General features: G+C 47.9%; 22 protein-coding genes. 13 read left to right on the top strand and 9 right to left on the bottom strand.

The features are described 5' to 3' along the window. Window positions 1-426 precede the first annotated feature (426 nt). The 5 genes from BLW97_RS04625 to BLW97_RS04605 all read right to left on the bottom strand — a co-directional run bounded on the left by BLW97_RS04625 (window position 427) and on the right by BLW97_RS04605 (window position 6,207). Window positions 427-1,710 carry an NAD(P)/FAD-dependent oxidoreductase gene (locus BLW97_RS04625; protein ID WP_075322489.1) on the bottom strand — a complete coding sequence of 428 codons (1,284 nt, stop codon included), beginning with the start codon at window positions 1,708-1,710 and terminating at the stop codon, window positions 427-429. A gap of 96 nt (window positions 1,711-1,806) precedes the next feature. After that, entirely contained in the window at window positions 1,807-3,111 is a 1,305-nt protein-coding gene (locus BLW97_RS04620; protein ID WP_075322488.1) for a glutamine synthetase family protein, read from the bottom strand. 53 nt (window positions 3,112-3,164) lie between these two features. Further along, complete coding sequence (locus tag BLW97_RS04615; protein ID WP_077218228.1) at window positions 3,165-4,592, bottom strand: FMN-binding glutamate synthase family protein; 1,428 nt, start codon at window positions 4,590-4,592, stop codon at window positions 3,165-3,167. Then, window positions 4,577-5,281 carry a GltB/FmdC/FwdC-like GXGXG domain-containing protein gene (locus tag BLW97_RS04610; RefSeq protein WP_158025122.1) on the bottom strand — a complete coding sequence of 235 codons (705 nt, stop codon included), beginning with the start codon at window positions 5,279-5,281 and terminating at the stop codon, window positions 4,577-4,579. Before BLW97_RS04610 ends, BLW97_RS04615 begins: the two co-directional genes overlap by 16 nt. Beyond that, complete coding sequence (locus BLW97_RS04605; RefSeq protein WP_075322487.1) at window positions 5,269-6,207, bottom strand: class II glutamine amidotransferase domain-containing protein; 939 nt, start codon at window positions 6,205-6,207, stop codon at window positions 5,269-5,271. The genes BLW97_RS04610 and BLW97_RS04605 overlap by 13 nt, the downstream gene beginning before the upstream one ends. 438 nt (window positions 6,208-6,645) lie before the next feature. On the opposite strand from BLW97_RS04605, the gene BLW97_RS04600 reads away from it, so the two are divergent. The 4 genes from BLW97_RS04600 to BLW97_RS04585 all read left to right on the top strand — a co-directional run bounded on the left by BLW97_RS04600 (window position 6,646) and on the right by BLW97_RS04585 (window position 10,048). Then, complete coding sequence (locus BLW97_RS04600) at window positions 6,646-7,287, top strand: FMN-binding negative transcriptional regulator (protein ID WP_075322486.1); 642 nt, start codon at window positions 6,646-6,648, stop codon at window positions 7,285-7,287. A gap of 84 nt (window positions 7,288-7,371) precedes the next feature. Further along, on the top strand, window positions 7,372-8,634 hold the full coding sequence (locus BLW97_RS04595) for a type I glutamate--ammonia ligase (RefSeq protein ID WP_075322485.1): 1,263 nt from the start codon (window positions 7,372-7,374) through the stop codon (window positions 8,632-8,634). Next, complete coding sequence (locus BLW97_RS04590) at window positions 8,634-9,401, top strand: N-formylglutamate amidohydrolase (RefSeq protein ID WP_075322484.1); 768 nt, start codon at window positions 8,634-8,636, stop codon at window positions 9,399-9,401. The genes BLW97_RS04595 and BLW97_RS04590 overlap by 1 nt, the downstream gene beginning before the upstream one ends. Further along, on the top strand, window positions 9,398-10,048 hold the full coding sequence (locus BLW97_RS04585; RefSeq protein ID WP_075322483.1) for a cysteine hydrolase family protein: 651 nt from the start codon (window positions 9,398-9,400) through the stop codon (window positions 10,046-10,048). The genes BLW97_RS04590 and BLW97_RS04585 overlap by 4 nt, the downstream gene beginning before the upstream one ends. A gap of 125 nt (window positions 10,049-10,173) precedes the next feature. Here BLW97_RS04585 and BLW97_RS04580 read toward each other — a convergent pair whose 3' ends face one another. The 3 genes from BLW97_RS04580 to BLW97_RS04570 form a co-directional block, all read right to left on the bottom strand. Next, window positions 10,174-11,472: an aspartate aminotransferase family protein gene (locus BLW97_RS04580; RefSeq protein WP_075322482.1), complete on the bottom strand. Its 1,299-nt coding sequence runs from the start codon at window positions 11,470-11,472 to the stop codon at window positions 10,174-10,176. Between the two features lie 15 nt (window positions 11,473-11,487). Next, entirely contained in the window at window positions 11,488-12,495 is a 1,008-nt protein-coding gene (locus BLW97_RS04575) for a phosphotransferase enzyme family protein (RefSeq protein ID WP_075322481.1), read from the bottom strand. Window positions 12,496-12,775: 280 nt separating this feature from the next. Then, the gene (locus BLW97_RS04570) at window positions 12,776-13,360 is read right to left on the bottom strand and encodes a helix-turn-helix domain-containing protein (RefSeq protein WP_075322480.1); all 585 of its coding nucleotides are present in this window, start codon (window positions 13,358-13,360) and stop codon (window positions 12,776-12,778) included. Window positions 13,361-13,480: 120 nt separating this feature from the next. Between BLW97_RS04570 and purU the strand changes: the two genes are divergently transcribed. The 9 genes from purU to BLW97_RS04525 all read left to right on the top strand — a co-directional run bounded on the left by purU (window position 13,481) and on the right by BLW97_RS04525 (window position 23,814). After that, window positions 13,481-14,350, top strand: a complete 870-nt coding sequence (purU, locus tag BLW97_RS04565) for a formyltetrahydrofolate deformylase (protein WP_075322479.1) — start codon at window positions 13,481-13,483, stop codon at window positions 14,348-14,350. Window positions 14,351-14,371: 21 nt separating this feature from the next. Then, entirely contained in the window at window positions 14,372-15,613 is a 1,242-nt protein-coding gene (locus BLW97_RS04560; RefSeq protein ID WP_075322478.1) for an FAD-dependent oxidoreductase, read from the top strand. 19 nt (window positions 15,614-15,632) lie between these two features. After that, window positions 15,633-15,890, top strand: coding sequence for a sarcosine oxidase subunit delta (locus tag BLW97_RS04555; protein WP_075322477.1), 258 nt, complete (start codon window positions 15,633-15,635; stop codon window positions 15,888-15,890). Then, window positions 15,891-18,809 carry a 2Fe-2S iron-sulfur cluster-binding protein gene (locus tag BLW97_RS04550; protein WP_075322476.1) on the top strand — a complete coding sequence of 973 codons (2,919 nt, stop codon included), beginning with the start codon at window positions 15,891-15,893 and terminating at the stop codon, window positions 18,807-18,809. Beyond that, complete coding sequence (locus BLW97_RS04545; RefSeq protein WP_077218223.1) at window positions 18,800-19,414, top strand: hypothetical protein; 615 nt, start codon at window positions 18,800-18,802, stop codon at window positions 19,412-19,414. The genes BLW97_RS04550 and BLW97_RS04545 overlap by 10 nt, the downstream gene beginning before the upstream one ends. Window positions 19,415-19,459: 45 nt before the next feature. Then, entirely contained in the window at window positions 19,460-20,788 is a 1,329-nt protein-coding gene (gene glnT / locus BLW97_RS04540; RefSeq protein WP_075322475.1) for a type III glutamate--ammonia ligase, read from the top strand. A 113-nt stretch (window positions 20,789-20,901) separates the two neighbouring features. Continuing rightward, the gene (locus tag BLW97_RS19740) at window positions 20,902-21,747 is read left to right on the top strand and encodes a class II glutamine amidotransferase domain-containing protein (protein ID WP_242947697.1); all 846 of its coding nucleotides are present in this window, start codon (window positions 20,902-20,904) and stop codon (window positions 21,745-21,747) included. Continuing rightward, window positions 21,735-22,433 (top strand): protein glxC, encoded by a 699-nt coding sequence (locus BLW97_RS04530; protein WP_075322473.1) that lies wholly within the window; start codon window positions 21,735-21,737, stop codon window positions 22,431-22,433. The genes BLW97_RS19740 and BLW97_RS04530 overlap by 13 nt, the downstream gene beginning before the upstream one ends. A 10-nt stretch (window positions 22,434-22,443) precedes the next feature. Continuing rightward, entirely contained in the window at window positions 22,444-23,814 is a 1,371-nt protein-coding gene (locus tag BLW97_RS04525) for an FMN-binding glutamate synthase family protein (RefSeq protein WP_075322472.1), read from the top strand. A gap of 221 nt (window positions 23,815-24,035) precedes the next feature. Here BLW97_RS04525 and BLW97_RS04520 read toward each other — a convergent pair whose 3' ends face one another. Further along, window positions 24,036-25,694 carry a purine-cytosine permease family protein gene (locus BLW97_RS04520; protein ID WP_075322471.1) on the bottom strand — a complete coding sequence of 553 codons (1,659 nt, stop codon included), beginning with the start codon at window positions 25,692-25,694 and terminating at the stop codon, window positions 24,036-24,038. Window positions 25,695-25,766 lie beyond the last annotated feature (72 nt).

Here is a 25,766-nt window from a genome sequence, read left to right as displayed (position 1 = left end):
TTGTCCAGATGATACAGACGGCGCACTTTGGCTATGGTTTCCATGCAAATCACTCCAGTTTCCTCCCGGCAAATCCGGCAGGATATCAGGTGGTCAATTTACACGCTGTTTTCCACCCAATTCTGGCAACTTTTGCACGCTGTTTAACATTTTAGGGTACTCACTCTATGGATATATCAACGGGCACTTCTAAAAACTCTTTATTTTACAGAATGGTGGGATATAGACTGTTGATTTAATGAAACCAATTTCTGGGGAAATGCGGTTTTCCGAGAATCTCCAAAGTGTCATTGCAGAGCAATATACACTCTTTTGGTGCGACGATTATAAAGATCGCACTATTTTGATGCGCGAAATCTAGAAATGATAACAGACGGGACCGCATCGATGCTTGACACACAAATGGAAGCATCCATATAAGGCACATTAATTTTTGAATAGGAACGGTGAAGGGTCCACACAGGGTGATTTATTGATCATAAGCTCAGCTGCTAGTCGCCCGGCTGCAAGACTAATACCGAAGCCATGCCCTGAAAATCCACTCGCCATATATAGCCCTTTTATTGGCAAGTCCGAGATGACTGGAAGTGAATTTGGCGTTACATCGATAATACCTGACCAAGCTCTTGTGACACGTGCCCCAGCAAAACTTGGCACAGCTTTAATAAGGTTTGCCAGAGCCTGTTCAGCGAGATTAACATAGGGAGCTGAGTTGTTAATCCTCTTCCGCTCAAATGGCGTAATATCATCATCTCTCCAACGTCGCTTGGCTGTGAGGCTACTCACCAAATTTCGCCCCAAGTGTACAGACAAATCTGATCTTGATTTTTTAAACGCAGGAAGAAAATCTGCTGCGAGACGTAAATGGTCATACTCTAACTCGACAACATTACCGTTGCGAACGGCAATGGAATAGCCTCCGTCTTTCCTTTTTCTAAAAGCAAAATCATCGCCACCTACTGCCAATTGTGGGGCAGGGCCTTCGTGTTCGATACGTGCAACTGTACTGCGCACTGCTAGCTGCTTAAAATTTATACCTAGATTGCCTGTAAATAAACGCGTCCATATTCCACCAGCAATTAGTGCTGCATTGCTTTTTATTACACCATGTTCTGTCACCACTCCACTCAGCCGACCTGCTTTGGTTTCAATACTTCGCACTGCACAGTTTTGAAATAATAATGCCCCTTTTGAGCGTGCTGCTTGAGCTATAGCAGCTGTAGCTTCTGATGGTTCAGCTCTGCCATCTTGAGCGGTATAAAGCCCGCCGGTAAACTTTCTTCCTGACTGAGGTAGAAGCGCAGCAACCTCACTGGCTCCAATCAATCTGCTCTCCAATCCGAAGCATCGAGTCTGATTGAACCATTTTTCATAATCGGTCATTTCCTTGTCATTACTTGCCACATAGAGTATCCCGCTTTCCACGTAACCCACATCAATACCTATGCGTTGCTCTAGTCCTTTCCAAAGTTCACGTGAAAGGATGGCTAAAGGAATTTCTTCACTAGTACGACCTTGTCGACGCACCCAGCCCCAGTTACGACTAGACTGTTCTGCCCCTATTTCTCCCTTCTCGCAAAGGGCTACATGCAGACCTTTTTCTACCAGCTCAAGCGCTGTACTGGCACCTATTATTCCACCTCCAATAACAACTACATCTACCTCTTTTGGTAAAATAGTATCTGTATGTATTTTTCTATATAGATTCATGAGATTGATTTATAAGTTGACGATGGCCGCCATGCAATAAAAATTATTGATATTTTCTTTTGTTTTCTGCATAAACATGCATACTGAATAGCCATTTCAAAAACTTCTTATATAACGGTCAAGTTCCACTTGTGTGACTTGATCATTGATGAACTCTATTTCTCTGCGAGCCTGTTGTAACCATATATTTAAACGATGATCTCCAAATACTTTTCTCATGAATTCAGAATGCTCTGCTAAGGTCACAGCATCTGCAAGGAGAGTGGGAAGTTGTCCAGCCCCTTCTCTTCCTGGTTCATACCCATCACCAATACAAGGTGAGGTTGGTTCCAGTTTTTGCTCTATACCATCTAATCCGGCTGCTATGTCGCAGGCAAGTAGATAATAGGGGTTGCAATCGGCGGCAGCATCGCGTTTTTCAATTCTGACCGATGACTCTTCTCCCTCAATCACTCGCAAACCCACAGTGCGATTATCATAGCCCCAGTTAGCAGCTGTTGGGCAAAAAGTGTATGGTTGGCGTCTACGCATCGCATTTGGTGTAGTAGAACCAGCCAAGGTCATTTCGATCATGCGGGTCTGTACCCCAGCCAGAAAGTTCTTGCCCATTGGGCTCAACTTGCCATGATTGGCAAACAGGTTTACTCCGTCCTTCCAAACCGAATAGTGCACATGAAATCCATTGCCGGATTGTTCAATGAAAGGTTTCGCCATGAAAGTAGCTCTGAGGTTTTTGGTGATAGCTAGCTCCTTGACGAGATTCCGGAACATTATTACTCGATCAGCAGCGGTAACTGCATCGGTATAGCGGATATTTACTTCTGCTTGTCCAGCAGCATATTCGGGGTTGGATTGTTCGATGGGGATGCCCATCTCATTAATAAACTGACGAATTGGTCCAAGAACGTACTCGTTCTCAGCCGCCCGTGCCAACGAATAAACTTGGATGCCTCTCTCGATTGGCAAGCTTGTTTTGGGGTCCAGCAGGTAGAATTCAAGCTCAGTACCACAAATAATCTCCAGTCCCATGGCTTTGGCGCGGGCTACCTGCTTAAGCAATACTTCTCGAGGATCCAGTGGTACGGGTTGATGATCCATCCCTTCGGCATAACCGAGGCAGAAGGCTACCCCAGCTTCCCAAGGTACGGTAACTGGCTGGGTGAGTGGAAAAATGTGCATATCGGGATAGCCATTGCTAAAATTAACATATGGGGTTTCCCAGATGTCACAGGTCATGTCAAAGGCAAAAACAGCAATTGACATGGCGTTACCGCTTTTACAAACGGATGGCCAGTGGCTAGCCGAAAAACGTTTACCACGCATAATACCATTCATGTCACCCAAACCCATGGCGATAGTATGGGTGCCTTCAGGTAATGGAAATATTGGTTTCTCGCTCATTATTCACCTCAAAAAAATAATGAAAGCATTCGGTTAAGGCGCGCATCAAGCCACTACCAACCAAAGGCGCGGTCAATGCCGGCCATCTTTACCCCTGTAAAGGCAGACGCCTCAAACGAAAGAGCACGGAGATCCTCCATGTCCAGATTGTGAACGTTTGATTTACCACAGGCCTTCGCTAGCGCCGTCACCTCCATGGTAATGGCCGTAAGATAGCGAGCGACACGTTCAGCCCCGGCTGCAACATCCATACGCGCAACCAGTTCAGGTGTCTGGGTGGCCACTCCAACTGGACAAAGGCCAGTATGGCAGTGATGACAGGCACCGGGGCTAGTACCAAGTTTTTGGTAGTCCGCCAAATAGCGTGGCGAATTACATCCCAGAGCGATCATAGCCGCATTACCAATCATTACTGCGTCTGCACCTAGTGCCAAGCACTTGGCAACATCGACCCCAGAACGTATTCCACCTGCAACCACAAGTGATACCTTGCCAGTCATACCGCATTCGTCGAGAGCCTCCCGGGCTGCACGTATGGCTGAAATAGTCGGAATACCGGTATGGTTTAGTAGCATTTCTGGGGAGGCGCCCGTTCCACCCTCGGCACCATCTACAACCACTACGTCTACGCCTGCCTTAGCGGCAATAGCTACGTCGTATCGGGGGCGAGTTGCTCCCATTTTTAGAAATATTGGTACCTGGTAGTTGGTGGCAATCCGCAACTCTTCGATCTTGATGGCCAAATCGTCGGCACCTAACCAGTCGGGATGCCTTACAGTAGACCGCTGATCTACTCCTTCAGGTAGTGTACGCATTTTCGAGACACGCTCCGACACCTTCATACCCAGAAGTAAGCCGCCAGTGCCGGGTTTCGCTCCCTGACCAACTACAATTTCAAGCCCATCAGCGCGGCGCAGATGATCAAGGTCAAGCCCGTAGCGCGCTGGTGACATTTGATACACTAAAATGGAAGATGCTGCACGTTCTTCCTCAAGCATGCCCCCCTCGCCAGTGCAGGTCATGGTGCCAACTTTGCTTGCTCCATGACCCAGCGCTTCTTTGGCGTTGGACGAAAGTGCCCCAAATGACATTGAGGCAATGTAAATTGGAATTTTAAGTTCGATGGGTTTTTCAACGAGTCCACGTCCACCACCCAAAATGGTAGTGGTTTCACAACCCTCACGATAACCTTCAAGGGGTAGACGGGTCATGGTTGCCGGCACGAAGGTGAGATCGTCGAAAGTTGGGAAACGCTTGTTGAAGGTATTAAAACCACGTACCTGATAGCGACCTAATTGCGCTAGTGCATGGACTTCGGAAATGGCCTCTGGCGTCCATCTCAGGGAACCACCAACATCATATGAAGCGGGCACACCCGCAGGACGGCCCTCAATTGCCCCATCGCCGAATTTAACCAAATCCTCCGGGGCTTCTTGAAAAGGGTAAGGGTATTTGTGGTTTTTGTTCAAATCATCAGCCATGCATTTGCCTCCCTACTTTCAAAATACCAAAGTCGGCGACCGGAGATGATCCGCCGCCAGTTGCGTGAAGCGTCTGCGAGCCCTAATGGGGCAAGAATTTCATCAACTTCTTTAATTTGTTCTGCTGTAGGCTCCACCACCTGTGCGTCAACGCCCATCCCTTCTATGTTGCCTGCAACCCACAACTCACCTTGCCAGAGCGCGTCAGCGCATGAGACTCCAGCTCCGCCAAGCACGATGATTTTCCCTGCATGAGCCATAAAACCAGCTTGCGATCCAATCTTGCCTTCAACAACGATATTTCCGCCCTTCATGGCTACACCAATACGAGGGCCCGCATCACCTTTAATGTGTATGAGTCCACCTCGCATGGCGGCTCCGGCCGACATCCCTGCATAACCATCGACCGTGATATGTCCAGCGCTCATTCCTTCACCTACACCCCAGCCCGCCTCACCTTTTATATTCACCGTGGCACCGGTATTCAGTCCGCCACAATAATATCCAACCGAACCTTCGAAATTGATTGTCACTCCCGGAGGTAGACCAATGCCGAGATTATGTCTTGATAGTGTTGAGGTAATACGCAAATTACTATTAGGTTTAGCCAACTGCTGGATTTCAGCGTTTATATCCTTAATTGATCGATTTTTAACTTCAATCTCATAGCTACTGTTCATGCTGCCCATGCTTCTTTTCTCCATATCCCGGTCATGGCTGGGCCATCGTAATTGATGATCCTTGAACCTTCTGGATAGATACGACGTAATGCCTGCTCCTCAGTGGCAGCACAAAAAGATCCAGCTTCCTGAATGGTTACCAAGGGCTTAATGGCAAACCGATCCTTCGCGAAACAAATACCATTAATATCTGCAATCATATAGGTGAATACGCCATCAATTTGATGAATCGATTTGTCTAAGGCCTGTTGGAGCGATAGACCTGCACTCATTTCATGTGATAACCATACGGCAATTAATTCAGAATCGTTCTGTGTCAAAAAACGATAACCCAGACGCTCAAGGCGTTGGCGCCAATTGTAATAATCCGTAATCTGGCCATTATGAACGATGGCTGTATCTGGAAATGGCCGTGCCCAGAAGGGATGACTGCCATTGGGTTTAACAGCACTTTCAGTAGCGAGGCGGGCATGTCCCAGCCCATGCGTACCGGTCATGCCATAGATTTGATGTTTTTCCGCTACGGCAAGCGCATCACCTTCATCTTTAATGATTTCTAGCGCCCGACCTACTGACTGCACCTCTAGGCGTGAGCAAATCATATCTGCCGCTTGGATCCAACGCGGAATACTGATTGGATCACTAATGATCATCCGTACGGAGTAATGTTTGTCAGTGCTGCTATCCCAAACTGGATTTTCGATAAAATCAGCACCATGCTCACGAAGTATGTACTGGAAATCATCCAAGTCTTGTCCAAGCTTAGTCCTATCAAACCCCATAGCGCGGACAACAAAGCCACTTTGACGTGGAGATCCATAAATAGCAAAGCCCGTACTGTCTGAGCCGCGATGAGCCTGCGCATCGATTAATTCGACGAGATCAGCCCCGACAAAACCAGGTATAGCCAAGATTCTTCCTGCAATGCCACACATTTGAGCTTCTCCTCTTTATCTATGAATTACGCGCCACCACAGTGTTGCATAACAATTACCGTTTGACTTGACAGATAGTGCCATTTTAATTTTCCCTCATAACATCCATAAGATTCCAACTGAATATCATAAGCAATCAAGCAATATTGGCGCCAGCATGGCAAAAGATACTACTTAGTACAGCAAATTAATTTCGGAAAATCAAATTATATCTAATTGTTCCAAATTGGTGCAGAGACTGCCTCATAAACGTGCAATCATCACATTGACGCACCTATATAGTGAAACATCAGAACAAAACCTTATATGCCAGACAACTTGTAACCCTTGGCCAATAGATATTTTTTCAACCGGTTAAGTTTTTTATTTATCATTTACGCCATGGCACATAATTTGCTTTTTTAACCGTGCATGACGCACAACAGAGGAGTAAACGCTTTGTATTGTCCAGATTCTTTTTCAGAAAAACGTCCAGAGATCATTCAGGAGATGATCAGGTCTCACCCTCTAGCAACTATTGTCAGCATGGGGAATGATGGCTTAGAGGCTAATCATATTCCCTTGTATCTAACCTTTGGCCAAGAATCGCAGATCGTATTACAAGGACATGTAGCACGTGCCAATCCGTTATGGAGAGAAGGATATTTACGCAGCGACGTGCTGGTCATCTTTCAGGGGCCACAGCACTACATCAGCCCTTCCTGGTACATCACGAAGGCAGAAACTGGTAAAGTAGTGCCCACGTGGAATTACACCATAGTCCATGCCTACGGTGAGCTAAAAGTCAAAGATAATCCCGAGTGGATACGACAGCAAATGGTTGCTATGACTGATCAGCAAGAGCAGAATTTCCCCCATCCGTGGCACGTAGATGATGCACCCCCCGAGTTTACGGAGCAGGTCATCAAGCAGGTGGTGGGCATAGAAATTTTCGTCACCCGCTGGATGGGTAAGTGGAAGGTCAGCCAAAACCAGTCCGCTGGCAATCGTGATAGCGTCAATAAGAACCTGAGGCTGCAGAATCAACCAGACTCTGCAGCCATGTCACAGTGCATTCTGTCTGCCTGCAGAAATGACTAAAGTTCGGTGTGTTTGGAAAGCTTCTCTTATGAACAACGCCGAGTCGATTTACTGATCAATGTTCAAATAGGATAGAAACATTTCATGGATATTGAACCTCTCATTTTTTCTGGCGTGTGCGACTGGTCCGGACTGGTTCGCGGTAAAGCCTTTCCCGAAGCAGATCTCGCCAGCCGCCTCCATAAGGGCGTGGGTTTCACACATTCCAACATTATGATGTCGTGTTTTGGGCCGATCTACTCGACACCGTTTGGCACTGAGGGTGATTTATTTATCCGCCCCGATCCAAATTTAAAAATAGACGTACCGTTCGAAGATGGTACGGCCGAACGCTTCTACTTGGGAGACATCGCCAACATTGACGGCTCGCCCTGGGATTTCTGTCCGAGAACCTTCCTTATACGTGCCCTCAAAAAACTCGAAGACTTAGGTTTGCGTCTTGTCGCTAGTTTTGAACAGGAATTCGTACTGGCTGGCGTGGAGGAAAGGCCAGGCGCGACTTATGCGCTTGATGCCTACCGCCGCCAGGGCCAGTTTGGAGAAATGCTGATGGGGGCAATAAGGACTGCAGGGTTCAAACCTGACAGTTTTCTGCCCGAATATGGACCACGGCAATACGAGGCAACAGTCCATCCAGAAGTTGGCGTTCGCGCCGCAGATGCGGCCGTCGTACTACGCGAGATGGCACGTGCAGTTGCTTGGCGCGTTGGTAAGCGCGCAATTTTCGCCCCGATGCTTGTGCCAAACGGCATCGGCAATGGAACGCACATCCATTTAAGCCTTTGGGATGGGGATACGCCTGTGACATACGACCCTGCCGCACCACTCGGCCTCGCTCCCGAAGCTGCCTCGTTTTTCGCCGGGGTGGTTGAGCATTTGCCAGCAATTGCAGCGTTCAGTGCACCTTCAGTTGCTTCATATTACCGGTTGACTCCCAACCGCTGGGCACCGGTTTATACCAATATCGGCCAGCAGGACCGAGGAGCTGCATTGCGTGTTGCACCATTGTTTGCCACTGCCCCAGAGTGTTCTGCACAGCAATTCAACGTAGAATTCCGTGTGGCAGATGCATCGAGCTGCCCATACCTCGCGCTGGGAGCTTTGGTATGGGCTGGTTTAGATGGCATGAAACGCAAGCTAGACCTGCCAACCAAAAGCAGCGCTGCGCCCCTTCTACCGCGTACTCTTGGGGATGCCCTCGACGCTCTGGAAAAGGACAAGTCCGCTGCGGATTGGTGGTCACCTGAAGCGATGGCAGCGTATCTCGAATTTAAGCGTGCGGAGATCATAGCTCTTGATGGCTCCACACCGGAAGAGATCTGTACGCGTTACGCTGAGGTCTATTAATGTTTCTCGAAAGCGACGAACCCAACCCCGTGCGCGTTCTCCTTGAAACAACCCCCGGTCCCTTTCTGTTGACCGTCGACCACGCAGGTAACCAAATTCCGCGTGTACTCGAGAACCTCGGTTTATGCAAGACGGAACTTTACCGACACATTGCCTGGGATATTGGCATTGCGGACGTGGCCGAAAGACTCTCCGAAAGACTCAACGCAACCGCCGTGTTACAAAACTATTCGCGGCTAGTCATTGATTGTAACCGTCAACCCAACCTTCCAGATGCTTTTCCAACAATCTCCGAAACAACCCTTATCCCCGGGAATCTCAATCTGAGTAATTTGGATCGCCAAGCCCGAAGAAAGGCGATTTTCGATCCTTATCACCAAACAATTACCGAGCAGATTCATCAAAGAAAAGAGAGAGGACTACACACAATTTATGTCGCCTTGCACAGCTTCACACCAATTTTTAAGGGGAAGCTCCGCCCAATGCATGTGGCAGTGCTCTATAACCGTACGCCTCGATTTGCCAAACATTTAGCAGAGCTCCTACGCGTTGAGGAAGGCCTTACGGTAGCTGAAAATGCGCCTTATCGAGTGAGCGACGAAACGGACTATGGTGTGCCAGTTCACGCCGAGAGCCGGGGACTCGACTATGTACTGATTGAGATCCGTCAGGATTTATTGACGACGGAAACCGAGCAGGATGTTTGGGCGAAACGCCTGGCTCACCTGCTGCCAACGACCGCCATGAAACTGCAGGAGGATATATGAAAGATTTTGGCATTTCACGCGATGTGCCTATGCGCAAGGGCGAGGCAGCGCTTATGTTTGTTGACGTGCAGCATTACTCTACTGAAAACGGTGGCGCATATGCAGAGTTGGACACAGGACAGCGTGAAGCGCGTTACGGCTACTTTTTCAAGGAAATGCGCGAACGCGCGTTGCCCAATATGCAACGTCTGCTTCGGACCTGTCGAGAAACCAAGGTTGAGGTCATGTACACAGTGATCGAAAGCTCAACGCTGAATGGCCGGGATATTGGACTCGATTATAAAATTTCAGGCCTATTCTGTCCGAAGGGATCGCGGGATGCACAAGTACTGGATGAAATCGCTCCCATCGGAGATGAGATAATCATTCCAAAGACGTCGTCCTCACCTTTTATTTCAACCAACATCCACTATGTGCTCGGTAATCTGGGAGTGAAGCAGCTCATCGTTTGTGGCGTTCTGACAGATCAATGTGTTGATTCCACCGTTCGTGACGCATGTGACTATGGCTATCTGGTTACCCTGGTCGCAGATGCATGTGCAACACATACTGAGCAACGCCACCGAAATTCCTTGGCAAATAACCGAGGTTACTGCCGTCAGCTGACAACCGACGATCTCATTTCAGAATTGGATTCACTCCGATGAATAGAAATACATGTCGTTTCCTTATAGAGACTGTTCCACCCTTTAACGTACTTAGATTCTAACTAGATCGTTCTGAGATTTGCCAGCGATCCTCTATTACTTACATAGCGCTTTATGTCCCATATTTAGCACCAGGTAGTAAGAACTGCGTCCGTTAATTGGTTTACAAGAAATTCGCTTTCTTCGGAGTCGTATATGAGCAATGGACGAATTTTTAAAGTATTTCCAGATTTTCCACTGGTACTGATGAGCACCCCGCGCTTTTTCATGGCTTCAACAATACGGAGACTGTTGACAGAATCTGGTAACCCTTTTTCAGTAACTATATCTACGGCCACGGATAACCCTTTAATTCGAATATCGGCTATCCCAGGGCATAGTTCGGACAAATTTCGTAAACCCTCTTCAATGATATGACTTTGGGTGCGAACGTTGCCCATTAGGTCACGTTCTTCAATTTCATCCAAAACAGCATGCGCTGCAGCTACTGCTACATTGTTCCCTGCAAATGTATTAAAATAACTATCTGGAATAAAATCATCTAGCTGAGACCGCAATAAAATAGCTGCAGTAGGATATCCATTGCCCATAGGTTTTCCCATAGTGATGATATCCGGTTCAACACCATGCACCTGGAAACCCCAGAAATTTGTTCCAGATCTTCCAAATCCTGGTTGCACTTCATCGGCAATGAATATACCAGCATGTTTATGAATCATTTCTACTGCTTGCCGGAGAAATCCTTCTGGCTTAATGGCCAGACCATCACTGGTAAAAAATGAATCAAAAATACCCCCAGCAAAACGTACCCCTTGCTTAGCCATGGTATCCAACGACTGCTCAATACCTTTCAGAAAACTATGAGTACCTTCACCAGCGGAGCAAGGAACAGGAACCGGATATATGAAAATCTGCAAACGATCTGCCAAGGCAGCATAACCACTCATGGATGTTGTCAATGTTTGAGTCAAACCTGTCAAGCCATGATAAGCATGTTCAGATACAATAAAACCATTGCCTCCGGTTACCTCCATCGCAATACGCATCCCAAGATCATTGGCTTCACTACCACTGCAGGTCAGGATACTTCGCCAGTCACCATAAGGATGTTTGTTCTGGAGTCGCTCGGAAAGCCGACAAAGCTCATCATTCACATAACGCGTATGAGTACACAAAGTAGATAATTGCTGAGTGATGGCCTGATTCACCCTCTGGTTGGAATGCCCTACAGACACTACATTATTGTAGGCATCAAGATATCGTCGTCCATTCCTATCCGTTATCCAAGCACCACTTCCTTGAACAGGTAGTAAGGGCTCCTGATAAAATAACTCGTATTTATGACTTAAAGTATTTCGTCGGCGTCTAATGAAATCAGGAGCACTATCACTGTCGACAAGAGCGTAACTATTCAGTTTGAGCATAAAAATTTCTGCCTTTCAATGAATGAAGCTGAGTTGGTGGTTCATGATATTAGAGATTACATCGAACGACTGATACAACCAGGTATCGCCAAGGGATTGAGCATATGCACTTTCCCGATGCGAGAAATACCAAGCCATAAGTTGTACCCGACGCAATCCGATAAAAAATGGCAAAAGATCAACTTCTTGCTTGCTTAATGGACTTTGGTATCGATACTGAGAAATAAAGTGATTTAACCACTCTGGCAGATCTGGCCTATGTTCTAGAAAGCTTACTGTTGCGGCAATATCAAACAAATACCAAGAGTGGCAACAGTCATCAAAATCAATGGTAATAACTTCTCCTTCATTCAAAATCACATTGGTAGGTCGCATATCGGCGTGTATTAATCCACATCGTCCCGTCGAATCATACTCAGCAAGTTGAGACTTGAAGAGTGCTAGAAAGTCCGAAATCAACTGCCGTTGCGATTGTCCAATGTAATCAGGATGGTCCCAACTTCCCCAAACTGCGTGAGAACCAATGATTTCATCTAGCGTCCAGCGTGGCCGTCTTTTTATGTAATCATGACTAATTTGGGTAGAAACGCGGTGCATATGCCCCATGATGCTCCCCATTTTTCCATATGTGTCATAAAATTCAGTTTCTTCTGGATGTCGACCATTTACCCAGTGAAACAAAGTGACAAGCCGACTCCCTTCAGGGGTTTGCATATGGGATACAAAATTACCATCGGTGCGCATTACAGGTTTGGCAGTAGCGATACTACTATTAGAGAGCGTTTCCACAAACTGAAGTTCAGCGTTTATTTCTTCCAGACTATGATACCCAGGCCGCTGGGCTCTCATTGCAAAGTCGCCCTGCTCAGAAAGGATTCGGTAGGTGTGATTTTCAGAGCTGGTTACAAAATGGATTTCGTATATGGATCCCAGTTGCGGATAGAGCTCACTGATTTGCGAAGCCATGCTTATTAGATGATCACTTTTGGCTCCATTTACGCTGTTATAGTCTACGAACACCATTCAAGATCTCCAAAGACAAAGGACTCAACTTGCTTACCAGATTTATCAAGCAGGTTTCATGCCTGTATATAAAATTGGCAAAATGGTTGTTACACTGGCCTGCGAGTTCAGCGCTCTCAAACTTATCGCACCAATATAGTGCAAACCATCCTGGCCATTGCACCAAAACCGCCGCGCTTCAGAGCGGTTTCATGAACAACATTCGGCGCGCATGAACGCCTCTTATTCGCGCTCCTGTAAAAAACTGCAGGTCGAGATTTGAAGAACGAATAATTTCAACTCAACTATAAAATATAATCGACAGAAATATAATGGGTAGCTTGATTAATTTTTCAGGCCCATGGGGAATGTCCCCACGAAACGTAAGGGAATCTCCCTTCTTAAGCGTGTAGGTTTTCTTGCCGTGACGATACTCTATTATACCATCCAGCATATGGATAAATTCCGTGCCGGGGTGTTCAAATGTTGGGAAAATCTCGGACCTGTCATTCATGGATATCAAAAAGGGTTCGAATTTTTTGCTAGGACCCTGATCATAGGCAAGGAGATGATAAGTATGACCGCGTCTGGTTCCGCGTCGGACCACCTCCATGCCTTCACCTTGCCTAACCAACTGTGCCCCCCCATCGGGGACATCATAACTGCGAAAAAGGGCGGAAAGAGAAACGCCAAGGGCTCTACTGAGGCGGGACAAGGTTTCTAGACTCATCGCTGTTTGGGCGTTTTCTATTTTGGAAAGCATCCCTTTGCTGATTCCAGTCAAGTCAGCCACATCTGAGATAGTGAGATCTTGTTTATTTCTGAGCTCACGTATGGTGGTGCCGATATATCGCTCGAGACCATGATCTGAATCTTTAATATTCATGGACGGAAGTGATACATCAGCAATGATTGAATAGCAAGAAAGTTCTTTTCATGATAAAAATTTGACCATCAGGAAACAATCCTGATAATCTAATGTCTAGGTAAGGTTAAGGAAGCGTCCATGGCTGATAAAATTTCTAAAGATTTCTTAACATTGACGCTGTCCTGCCCAGATCAGGTAGGCATTGTTGCCCGGGTTTCAAACTTCATAGCGGGTCATGGCGGGTGGATCATCGAAGCTAATCATTATGCGGATCCTGAGCACCATAGATTTTTCATGCGTCAGCAGATTGTGGCGGACTCACTCCCTTTTGATGTGAAGACTTTTCGTAACGCATTCCATGAGATTGCCCAGGATTTTGCAATGCACTGGCAGATATCCACTACCAGCATTAAAAAACGTGTTGTACTTATGGTTTCGAACCAGGGACACTGCCTTTATGACTTGTTAGGAAGATGGCGCGCTGGGGAACTCCACATTGATATTCCTTGTGTAATTTCAAACCATCAGACCTTCCGAAACTTTGTCGAATGGCATGGTATACCTTTCCACCATATTCCAGTAGATCCAAATCAAAAAAATCAGGCCTTCAATCAGGTCGCTGATGTCTTTGATAAAGTCCACGGTGATGTCATGGTATTGGCAAGGTACATGCAAGTACTGACACCAGAGATGTGTGAAAGATATCCAGGAAAAATTATTAATATTCATCACAGCTTTCTCCCTGGTTTTGTTGGGGCAAAGCCTTACCACCAAGCCTACGATAAAGGCGTCAAACTTGTTGGCGCCACTTGTCATTATGTCACCGCTGAACTGGATCAGGGACCAATCATAGAACAGGATGTGATTCGTATAGACCACTCCAATGGACCTTCAGAGTTGGTACGCTCTGGTCGCGATATTGAGAAGTCAGTTCTTGCCCGTGGGCTACGGTATCACCTGGAAGATAGAGTCCTGCTGAATGGATCAAAGACCGTGGTTTTTCGATAACGTTTATAAAGGAATGACATCATGCCTTGGCGTTTAATGCGATATGCAATCTCCCAAGAACATCCCGATGGTCGGATGTTTCAGACGCATGCCGAACTTAAAAATTCCTATGATGTGGTCATTATCGGTGCAGGTGGACACGGCTTAGCAGCTGCCTATTACCTCGCCCGCGATCACGGAATCAATAATGTATGCGTCTTGGAAAAAGGATATATCGGCGGTGGGAACACCGGGCGGAATACCACAATTATAAGGTCAAATTACATCACCCCGGAGGGCGTGCGTTTTTACGATGCATCGGTCAAGCTTTGGGAAGACCTCTCCGAAGATTTTGATTTAAATCTTTTCTACTCCAGACGTGGCCACTACACCCTGGCACATACAGATTCCGCTTTACGCACTATGCGATGGCGTGCAGAAGTCAACAAGCACTATGGAGTGGAATCTGAACTGGTAGATCCAGAGTTTATTCATCGCGAATTACCTATGATGGATATGACCTGTGGTGGCCACGCGCCAGTTCTTGGGGCACTTTACCACGCACCAGGTGCCATTGCCCGACATGACGCAGTAGCTTGGGGTTATGGTCGGGGAGCTGACAAGCGTGGCGTCGAAATCCACCAAAAAACAGAGGTGACAGGAATATCAGTCTGTTCTGGCAAGGTTTCCGGTGTTCAAACGTCCCGAGGATTTATTCATGCGGAGAAGGTCTTATGTGCCGTAGCGGGCTCCACGCCGCGCTTGCTGAATATGGTGGATTTGCAAAGCCCAATTTACATTCATCCTTTGCAGGCGATGGTGAGCGAACCGATAAAACCTTGGCTAAACCCCATCATTGTCTCTGGCAGCTTACATGTTTACATCAGCCAATCGGCTCGCGGAGAACTCGTTCTGGGTGCTTCTCTAGATCCGTATGAGCTGCATTCTACCCGATCGACACTGGATTTCACGGAAGGACTTTCTGCACATATTCTAGAACTTTTCCCATTCCTCTCTCACGTAAAAATTGTACGCCAATGGGCTGGAATGGCCGATATGACTCCAGATTTTGCCCCGATTATGGGGAAAACCCCTGTAGAGGGATTTTATCTGGATGCTGGTTGGGGAACTTGGGGGTTCAAGGCAACCCCCATTGCGGGTAAAACCATGGCACACACGGTAGCAACTGATTCTACCCATCCGCTAATTAGTGAGTTTTCCCTGGATCGCTTTCGTTCTTACGCGCTGACTGGTGAAAAAGGCGCGGCATCTGTGGGGCATTAGGCGATATGGAGGCCTTTCTATGAAGATGATTGCTTGTCCCATTCATGGATCACGTCCTGTCTCCGAGTTTTTTTATTGGGGAGAGCTAAGAGTCTCTCCAGATCCTGAAACTTGCACAGATCAAGAATGGGCGGACTACGTGTTCAATCGAAATGGAGTTGCAGGGATAAAAAAAGAGTGGTGGTGCCACACTCCAAGTAATACCTGGTTTATTGTGGAACGCAATACCATTACTGATCAGATAGTTCAGACTTACTTGTATGAGGAGGGCGTGTAGATGCTGCAACCTTATCGACTTCCTCCCGTGGAAGGGGAATGGATTGATCGTGAAAAGCCAATCTCTTTCATATTTGAAGGCAAAACATTCTGGGGCTTTGAAGGAGATGTTATTTCCAGTGCACTCTGGGCATCAGGTCAAAGACTCTTGGGGCGCAGTTTCAAATATCATCGGCCACGAGGTATCTTGTCACTGGCGAATCATGACGTCAATGTTATGGTGCAATGGGATCAACGCTTGAATCTCCGTGCAGACGCCACTGCGCTTGCACCCCGAATGCAGCTAAATGCGGTGAATACGACTGGAGGGATTGAAAAAGACCAAAACAAAATATTGAATCATCTTTCATCGCTGTTGCCGGTCGGCTTTTACTATAAAGCGTTCCACAGTAAGAAGCTTTTCCCGCATTGGGAAAGATTGTTCCGCAGTATAACGGGCTTGGGGAAAGTCGACCTCGAAACACCTCGAATATTTACCCCGAAAGATTACGAGTTTTGTTCGGTGGCAGTTATCGGTGCGGGTCCTTCCGGGCTTGCAGCCGCCCTGGCGGCTGCAGAGCAAGGTGCAGACACCCTTCTCATTGATGAAAACCCGCACTGTGGCGGGAGCGGACATTATCAACGGGGTGAAGATCAAAGTTTCTGGCATGCCACAAAGCAGCTTTTAGAGAAGGTCGAAGCACACCCGTTAATTCGCGTTCTTACGAGTACGACTGTGGCCGGCTATTACGCAGATCATTGGCTAGCACTGGTATCTGAGCACAAGATGACCAAGTTACGTGCGAAGTCTGTGGTGTTTGCTACCGGTGCCTTTGAGCAGCCCGCAGTGTTCAGGAATAACGATCTTCCGGGAGTCATGTTGGGATCTGCGGCGCAGCGCCTGATGTATCGCTTCGCGGTGCGGCCTGCGCAGAAGGCCGTCGTATTAATCGCTAACGATGATGGCTATCGGCTGGCACTGGATCTGAAGGCTCACGGCGTTGTAATCGCTGCAGTGGTCGATATGCGCTCAGAGTGGTCTGCACAAAATGCTTTTTCCAAATCACTTACCGATCAGGGGATCCCACTATACACCAGTTGCTGTGTTTACGAGGCGCTTCCTGTTAAAGGTGGGCATGTTGTAGGCACGGCTCGCATAGCATCTTTCTCGGATGGCAAGGCGGGTTTAGCCACCGCCCGTGAAATTCAGTGTGACGGAATTATTATGAGTGTGGGTTGGGCCTCTGCCGCCAATCTTCTCTACCAAGCCAATGCGCAGATGCATTATGCGGATAACTTAGAGCAATTTGTCCCAAAGGATCTGCCTCCCGGCATTTTTGCCTGTGGCCGGGTAAATGGTCTCTATGACCCGGATGCCCGATTCCGGGATGGTCAGCGCGCCGGCAGTGCCGCAGCCGCTTACCTGGGACTTGGAAGCGTTCTAGAGGAGGATGTTGCGCCTGGGATGACTTGCCCGAGCTTTCCCTGGCCTATGGTTTCTCATCCACAAGGCAAAAATTTTGTGGATTTTGACGAAGATCTGCAGCTCAAGGATTTCGAAAATGCCGTGCAGGAAGGTTTTGACAACATTGAGCTCTTAAAGCGCTTCACTACGAATGGCATGGGCCCCAGCCAAGGCAAACATTCCAATATGAATGCCCTGCGTATTTTGGGACGGTTGACGGGACAGCGCCCGGACGCTGTAGGTACCACTACCGCCCGTCCATTTTTTCATCCAGTACCCTTATCTCATTTGGCTGGACGCGGATTTCATCCAGAACGCCGGACCCCCGTGCATCCCCGCCACGCCGCCCTTAACGCATTTTTTATGCGCGCAGGCGAGTGGCTGCGTCCTGAATATTACGCACGGACCGGTTGCGATCGCAATGTATGTATTCAAGAAGAAGTTGCAGCCGTCCGAAATGCTGTCGGCCTGATAGATGTTGGCACATTAGGGAAGCTCGAAGTATTCGGGCCGCAAGCAGTGGAGCTGTTGGAGCGCGTTTACGTGTCAAAATATGCCAATTTGAAGGTCGGTATGACGCGCTATGCCGTTATGTGTGATGAGGCGGGAGTGGTCATTGACGATGGTGTGATTGCACGGTTGGCTGAAGACCATTTTTACTTTACCACGACGACCTCCGGAGCCGCCTCGATTTATCGGGAGTTGAGCCGTCTCAATACCATGTGGCATTTGAATTGTGGCCTCGTTAACCATACTGGTGCTTTCTCTGCCATGAATATTGCTGGCCCAAAATCCCGAGAAGTCCTGCAACAACTTACAGCAATAGATCTTTCTGGCGCGTCTTTTCCCTATTTGGCCATTCGCGAAGGGATGGTAGCCGGCATCCCCGCGCGACTAATGCGGGTGGGTTTTGTAGGCGAATGGGGCTACGAAATTCATGTGCCCGCTGAATATGGAATAACCCTTTGGGACGCAATCCTGGATGCAGGACGCCCTTTTAACATTCGACCCTTCGGTGTGGAAGCACAACGCGTCCTGCGCTTAGAAAAAGGACATGTGATTGTCGGACAGGATACAGATGGTCTCACGAATCCCTATGAGGCAGGTCTCGGATGGGCCATCAAAATGGATAAACCCTTTTTCGTTGGCAAGCGCAGCCTCCAAATTCTCTCCAAAAAATCTTTGCGACAGCAATTGATTGGATTTCAAATATCACAGGAATACTCGGGATCCCCCCCGCAGGAGTGTCACCTGATCATCCATGCTGGAGAAATTGCCGGACGGGTAACCAGCATCGCCTATAGTCAGACATTAAAGGCCCACATTGGTCTGGCATTAGTTACCCCAGATTTGGCAGCGTCTGCGGCCTCATTCGCAATTCGCCTGAGCAACGGTGATTTCGTCACTGCACAGATAACATCATTACCCTTCTACGATCCTGGTCAAATACGCCAGAAGGAGACAGCATGTGCGTAGATGCTGAAAGGTGGAGCCCCATCCATACCGCCGAGAGTCGCCCGGTAGACAGGGTCATGACTAAAACTGACCAGGATGCAGCGATCTGGATCGCTGACCATTCCCTGCAACCGCGTTTTGGTTGCAAAGGACATGGAGCCGCCGATTGGCTGGAAAAACAGGGTTTCTCTGTGCCAGCTAACCCCAACAGTTGGGTAATGACGGCGGAAACAACGATTTTACGTTTGGGTAATTCGGAATTCCTGATTGAAAGTACGGCAGATGTTGTTAAAAAGGCTAAAAATCTTCCGCGAGAAGCCTCTGTTTACCCTGTTTTACGCCAGGATTGCGTATTCAAGCTCGGTGGGACTGAGGTAGACAAGTTGCTCAGGCAGGTTTGTAGCCTGCATTTTGAGGCGCTGAATTTGACGGCCCAACCCATTATTCTCACGTCAATGATCGGCGTGAGTGTGATTATCTTACCCAAACAGGAGCAAGCCCACACGCACTTTCGGATTTGGGCAGATAACACCTATGGATTTTATTTGTGGAACACCTTGCTGGGGATTGGTAACGAATTGGGTGGCTCTCGGATTTGCTCTGGCAGAGATTGTGCCTGTCAGTAAATCAGCCAGGAAGAATTTTAATCTATGCTGCGGAGGTTACGGCACATGAATATTGAAGCTGCACGAAAATTTCTCTCGGAAAATCAGATCAAATATGTGCTTGCACAGTTCGTTGATATTCACGGTACAGCCAAAACCAAATCGGTTCCCGTGAAGCATTTTGAGACGATTCTCGGCAATGGGGCAGGATTTGCAGGGTTTGCGGTGTGGGGATTAGGCATAGAGCCGCATGGACCAGACTTTATGGCGGTTGGAGACCTCTCAACTCTTTCGCTAGTACCGTGGCAGCCCGGTTACGCACGTATTGTCTGTGATGGACATGTACATGAAAAACCGTGGCCCAATGACACTCGGGTGGTTTTAAAAAAACAGATCGCACGATTAAGAGAACGTGGACTTACCTTTTACACCGGCCTGGAACCGGAGTTTTCTTTGTTGCGTCGTGGCCCAGATGGTGCGATTTCACCTTGTGATCCCAGCGATGCACTGCCAAAACCCTGTTATGACTACAAAGGATTATCTCGCTCCCGAGCGTTCCTTGAGAAACTGGTGGACAGCATGATCGCCAGTGGTATTGATGTATATCAAATCGATCACGAAGATGCGAACGGGCAGTTCGAAGTCAACTATACCTTTACCGAATGTCTTACTTCTTGCGACCAGTTTACTTTTTTCAAAATGGCCGCTGCGGAAATTGCGCATGAAATGGGTCTGATCTGTTCATTCATGCCCAAGCCTTTTGCAAATCGACCCGGGAATGGTATGCACATGCACATGTCTATCGGCGATGGAGAAAAAAATCTTTTCGCTGATGCCAGCGATCCCCGGGGGCTTCAACTCTCTTCCATGGCTTATCATTTTTTGGGAGGCGTACTGGCGCATGCACCCGCATTGGCAGCGATCTGCGCGCCCACGGTAAACTCTTATAAGCGTCTGGTAGTGGGGCGCTCACTGACTGGAGCGACCTGGGCACCCGCCTACATCAGTTATGGAGATAACAATCGATCTTCAATGGTGCGCATTCCTGGAGGACGCCTGGAACTACGTTTGCCCGACGGTGCTTGCAACGCCTACCTCGCCACGGCCGCTGTAATCGCTGCAGGTATTGACGGCATCGATCGTGCTCTGGATCCGGGGGAACCCAAGAACGCTAATTTATATGAGTGGTCATCCGAAGATCTCAAAAGAGAAGGGATCAATATTTTGCCGCAAAACTTGCATGAGGCGTTATTGGCGCTTGAGGCAGATAACATTCTGTTGTCAGCCCTTGGTCCCGTATCGGGAGAGTTTCTAACCCTAAAACATATGGAATGGGTGGAGTATATGCGCCATGTTTCCGACTGGGAGCTCTCCAGTTATCTGGAATTCTTCTGAGTTTATGCTTGTAAATCATTCATAGAATACTTTGTAAGGGGAACACTATCATGTGCGGCATTGTCGGATTACTCATAAAAAAAGAGCCTCTTCGTGTCCATCTAGGAGAATGGATGGTGCCTATGCTGATCGGTATGACCGAGCGTGGCCCGGATTCTGCCGGCCTTGCGATCTTCTCTACGCCACTCCCTACAGGCCAACACAAAGTAAGCTTGTATTCCGGATTGAAGACAGAAGGCGCTGATTTTAATTGGACCAGCATGCAACATCATGCCGAGAAAACCCTGGGTATTTCATCCACCATCCAGCACGGTGACAACCATGCCATATTGACGTTTACAGGAGACCCTGAAACGGTTAAACATTGGATCCATGAACATTACCCAGCCCTTTATATCTTATCCACTGGTTGTAGCATTGATTTATTTAAGGATGTAGGAAGCCCGGCGGCAGTAGCCAGTCGCTACCAACTCGGTCTGCTACAGGGGAGCCATCTGGTTGGTCACACACGTATGGCTACTGAGTCTGCCGTTTCTCCGGATCGTGCGCACCCTTTTACAGCAGGAGAGGACTTTTGTCTGGTGCACAATGGATCCTTGTCCAACCCGTATGGTATTCGTCGGATGCTGGAATCTCATGGTATTCACTTCGATACGGATAACGATACGGAAGCGGCATGCCGATTTCTGGAATGGCGACTGCGTGAAGGGGACACTCTGGAAGAAGCCATACAAAAAAGTTTTACCGAGTTGGATGGGTTTTTTACTTTGCTCATGGGCACAGCAAATCAGATTGCCTTGATCCGCGATCCCTTTGCTTGCAAGCCTGCTATTGTGGCAGAGACGGATGATTATGTGGCGATCGCTTCGGAGTTTCGATCATTGGCCCATCTGCCGGATATACAGGATGCGCATATCTTTGAGCCGGCTCCAGAGGAGATGTATGTATGGAGAATATAAAATTTGACCTGCAAACTACTTCAGTTCGGGAGATCAATAAATTCCTTCATCACGAAATTGTGGATGGCACGGTAGCAAAAATCACCATCGAAAATCCCGATGGCGCTCACAATATTGCCGCTGGCCTAAACGTAAATTGTGAAGTGGAGATTCGTGGGCATGTAGGATATTACGCTGCAGGAATGAATCAGCATGCATCCGTCTTGGTTGATGGCAATGCAGGTACAGGAGTCGCCGAAAATATGATGAGTGGTCTGGTACATGTACGTGGTTTTGCCTCCAACTCCGCAGGTGCCTCCGCTCACGGTGGGCTTCTCATTATCGATGGTGACGCCGGTTTACGCTGTGGAATTTCGTTGAAAGGCGGTGACATCGTCGTGGGCGGATCCGTAGGCAGTTTCTCAGCGTTTATGGCCCAGGCCGGTCGCATCGTGATTTGCGGAAATGCGGGTGATGCGTTGGGCGACTCTCTTTATGAAGCTGTAGTGTACGTGAAAGGACATATCAAATCTTTGGGCGCCGATGCGCGTGTAGAAGAAATGACAGCCGACGATCATCAAGCACTCGAAACTTTACTGAACCAGGCAGGAACAAGTTATAGCACGCACCGGCCAAGTGATTTTAAACGCATCGCTTCAGCCCGAAGCTTGTACCACTGGAACGCCGATGCCCACCAGGAATACTGAGGAATACATCATGAATGAAAGTCATAACGGCGACAAAAGAATCTCCAAAGAGGAATCCTGGGGATATGACCGAAGCACGCTGGACTATATCCAACATGCCGCAACGCATGGTCTCTACGAGATCCGTGGTTTGGGTGCTAAACGCAAGCTTCCCCACTTCGACGATCTGGTCTTTCTCGGGGCTTCTATGACCCGCTATCCCTTGGAAGGATATCGTGAAAAGTGTGCGACAAAAACCATATTGGGTACTCGATTTGCCTCAAAGCCTGTGGAGTTAGAGATACCCATTACTGTAGCCGGAATGAGTTTTGGTGCACTCTCTGCAAATGTGAAAGAAGCTTTGGGCCGAGCGGCAAGCGAGGTGGGTACCTCGACCACCACGGGAGATGGTGGCATGACAGCAGAGGAACGCGATTCATCCAAAGTCTTGGTCTATCAATGCCTGCCCTCACGTTATGGATTTAATCCAGATGATTTGCGCAGGGCAGATGCTATTGAGGTCGTTATCGGTCAAGGAGCCAAACCTGGTGGCGGTGGCATGCTCTTGGGGCAAAAAGTAAACCCGCGTGTAGCACAAATGCGGACATTGCCAGCGGGTGTCGACCAACGTTCTGCCTCGCGGCATCCTGACTGGACCGGACCGGATGACCTGACCATCAAAATTCATGAATTGCGAGAAATTACGGACTGGGAAAAACCGATTTATGTCAAAGTTGGGGCCACACGCACGTTTCATGACGTAAAGCTTGCCGTGCATGCAGGCGCAGATGTGATTGTATTAGATGGCATGCAGGGAGGGACTGCCGCAACCCAAACCTGCTTTATAGAACATGTGGGAATACCGACGCTTGCAGCCCTACGGCAAGCAGTGGATGCCCTCGAAGACATGAATATGAAAGGGACCGTGCAGTTAATCATCTCTGGGGGAATCAGAACCGGGGCGGACGTTGCGAAGGCCTTGGCAATGGGTGCAGATGCGGTATCCATTGGTCAAGGTGTGCTCATGGCATTGGGCTGTAATAGTGAGAGTTGGATAGATTTTGAGGGACAGCATATTCCAGCAATTCAGGACTATATAAACATCGGAACAGAACCAGGTTACTGCCATCATTGCCATACTGGGCAGTGTCCTGTGGGTATCACCACTCAAGACGGGCTTCTCGAACAGCGTCTACGCCCGGAAATAGGCGCGAAACGTTTAACGAATTACTTAAAGACCTTGAACATGGAGCTTACGACTATTGCCAGGGCATGCGGAAAAAATAATGTCCATCACCTCGAAAGAGAAGACTTGGTGGCGTTAACTATAGAAGCAGCAGCAATGGCTAATGTTCCTTTGGCTGGAACCAAATGGATACCAGGCGGCGAAACAGGAACGTAGTAAGCGATTATTATTTTCTCCATTGAGAAAGACCATACTCGCGTGAAATCCATCGCGAGATTGGAATTATTGGCCCAACCAAGAGAAAGCCAGCATGTCCACATTAGCATTGAAGCACTATTTATGCGTCAGCTACCACGAGCTGACGCATTCATTACAAACTTATGAAGACGATGCTAGAGTGTTAGGCGTTTTATACACTGTATTGCTCCGTAAGCGTCTCAGGCACACTTCACCGGAACATCCTTTATACTTCCGACTGTTTTACACATATCATGACACTCCTTATCTAATGAACAGCATAAAGAACAGATAGGACCATCATGGGCGGGGCAACAGGCCATATCTTCTTTTTCATACTCAAATCCACAGATCGTACAGTTAAGCACATCGTGGTGTGTGCCGGCGTGATAATGTGGATCTCTGGCAATGTAATATTTCCCTTTGGTCAGAATCGCAATAACAGGAGAAAGACTAAAAGCGAGGAAAAGTGCAATAAAGGCACTGAACGACTCTCCCCAAGGTCCAAATGCCCCAAAAAATGCAGCTACAGACACAATGGAAGCAATCACCATCGCTCCGAAGCCTACCGGATTGAAGTTGTAGAGATGCGCTCTTTTGAATTCAATATAAGATGGACTCAACTTCAACAGTGGTTTGTTGATGACCAGATCAGCCACAATCGCACCAATCCAGGCTACAGCTACATTAGAGTAAAATCCAAGGATTGTGCCCAAAACCGAGAACATATTGCCTTCCATCAGCGCAAGAGCAATGCCTACGTTCAGGAAGATATAAATGACACGTCCAGGATGGCGGTGCGTCAGGCGCGAAAAGAAATTCGACCAGGAAAGTGATCCGGAATAGGCATTTGTCACATTAATTTTGATTTGTGACATGAAAATAAAGATAGCGGCCAGAATCAACGCAACTGCCGGGAAGGCATAGCCAAAACCCGCAATGTACATATGAATGGGCTCATTGGCGTTCGCCAGTGGCGTACCATGGGTTGCGGCAATCGAAGAAAGAAAGGAACCCATGAGCTGCTTGGTTGCCCCCAAAATCACCCAACCTGGACCAGCAGCCAGGACGGCAAACCACCACTTCCATTTTTTTACCGGATTGATCTTAGGCATAAAGCGTAAATAATCAGCCTGCTCGCCAATCTGAGCAATCAATGAAAGTGCGATTCCGGCAGCACTCCCCCACAGCAGGGGATTGAATCCTGCACCACTGGGAGATTTGCCCGCAAATTGTACCCAAGAAGCGACGGTTTGGGGGTCCTTGATGAGAATGGCAGCGATCGGTAAGACAAACAGCCCGATCCAAATAGGGTTCGTCCATTTCTGAAGCACTGAGAGCGCCGTCATTCCAAACAACACCAAAGGGATAATGATCAGAGAGGAGATAATGTAGGAGAGCGCTATGGGGATGCCTAAAAAGAGGGTAAATGCCTGAGACATCACCGAACCTTCAAGGGCAAAAAATATAAACGTAAATGAAGCATAAATAACGGAAGTGATAGTGGAGCCCAGATACCCAAAACCGGCACCTCTGGTCAGCAGATCGACATCCACATTATATTTTGATGAATAATAAGCGATGGGTATTCCCGTGAGAAAAATAATCAGTGCAGCGGTTAAAATTCCCCATAGAGCATTGGTGAATCCATACTGAATGGCCAAAGAGCCGCCGATAGCGAGATCAGCCATATAGGCAATACTACCCAAGGCAGCCATCGCCACACCATACTCCGACCATTTACGAAATCCGGATGGTGCATAGCGCAGAGAATAATCTTCAAGAACAGGATTGTTGACCAACCCTCCAAAAATTCGTTTTGCCCGTGTTTCGGGACTTTTGCTTACCGTTGTTGCCATTTTACTCTCCTTAATCTGATTAAAACTGATATTTATTTGTCTATATAGAGCTAACTGCAATCTCCTTACCGA

This window comes from Acidithiobacillus albertensis (assembly GCF_001931655.1).
Lineage (GTDB): Bacteria > Pseudomonadota > Gammaproteobacteria > Acidithiobacillales > Acidithiobacillaceae > Acidithiobacillus > Acidithiobacillus thiooxidans.
This window is presented reverse-complemented; position numbering and strand designations above follow the sequence as displayed.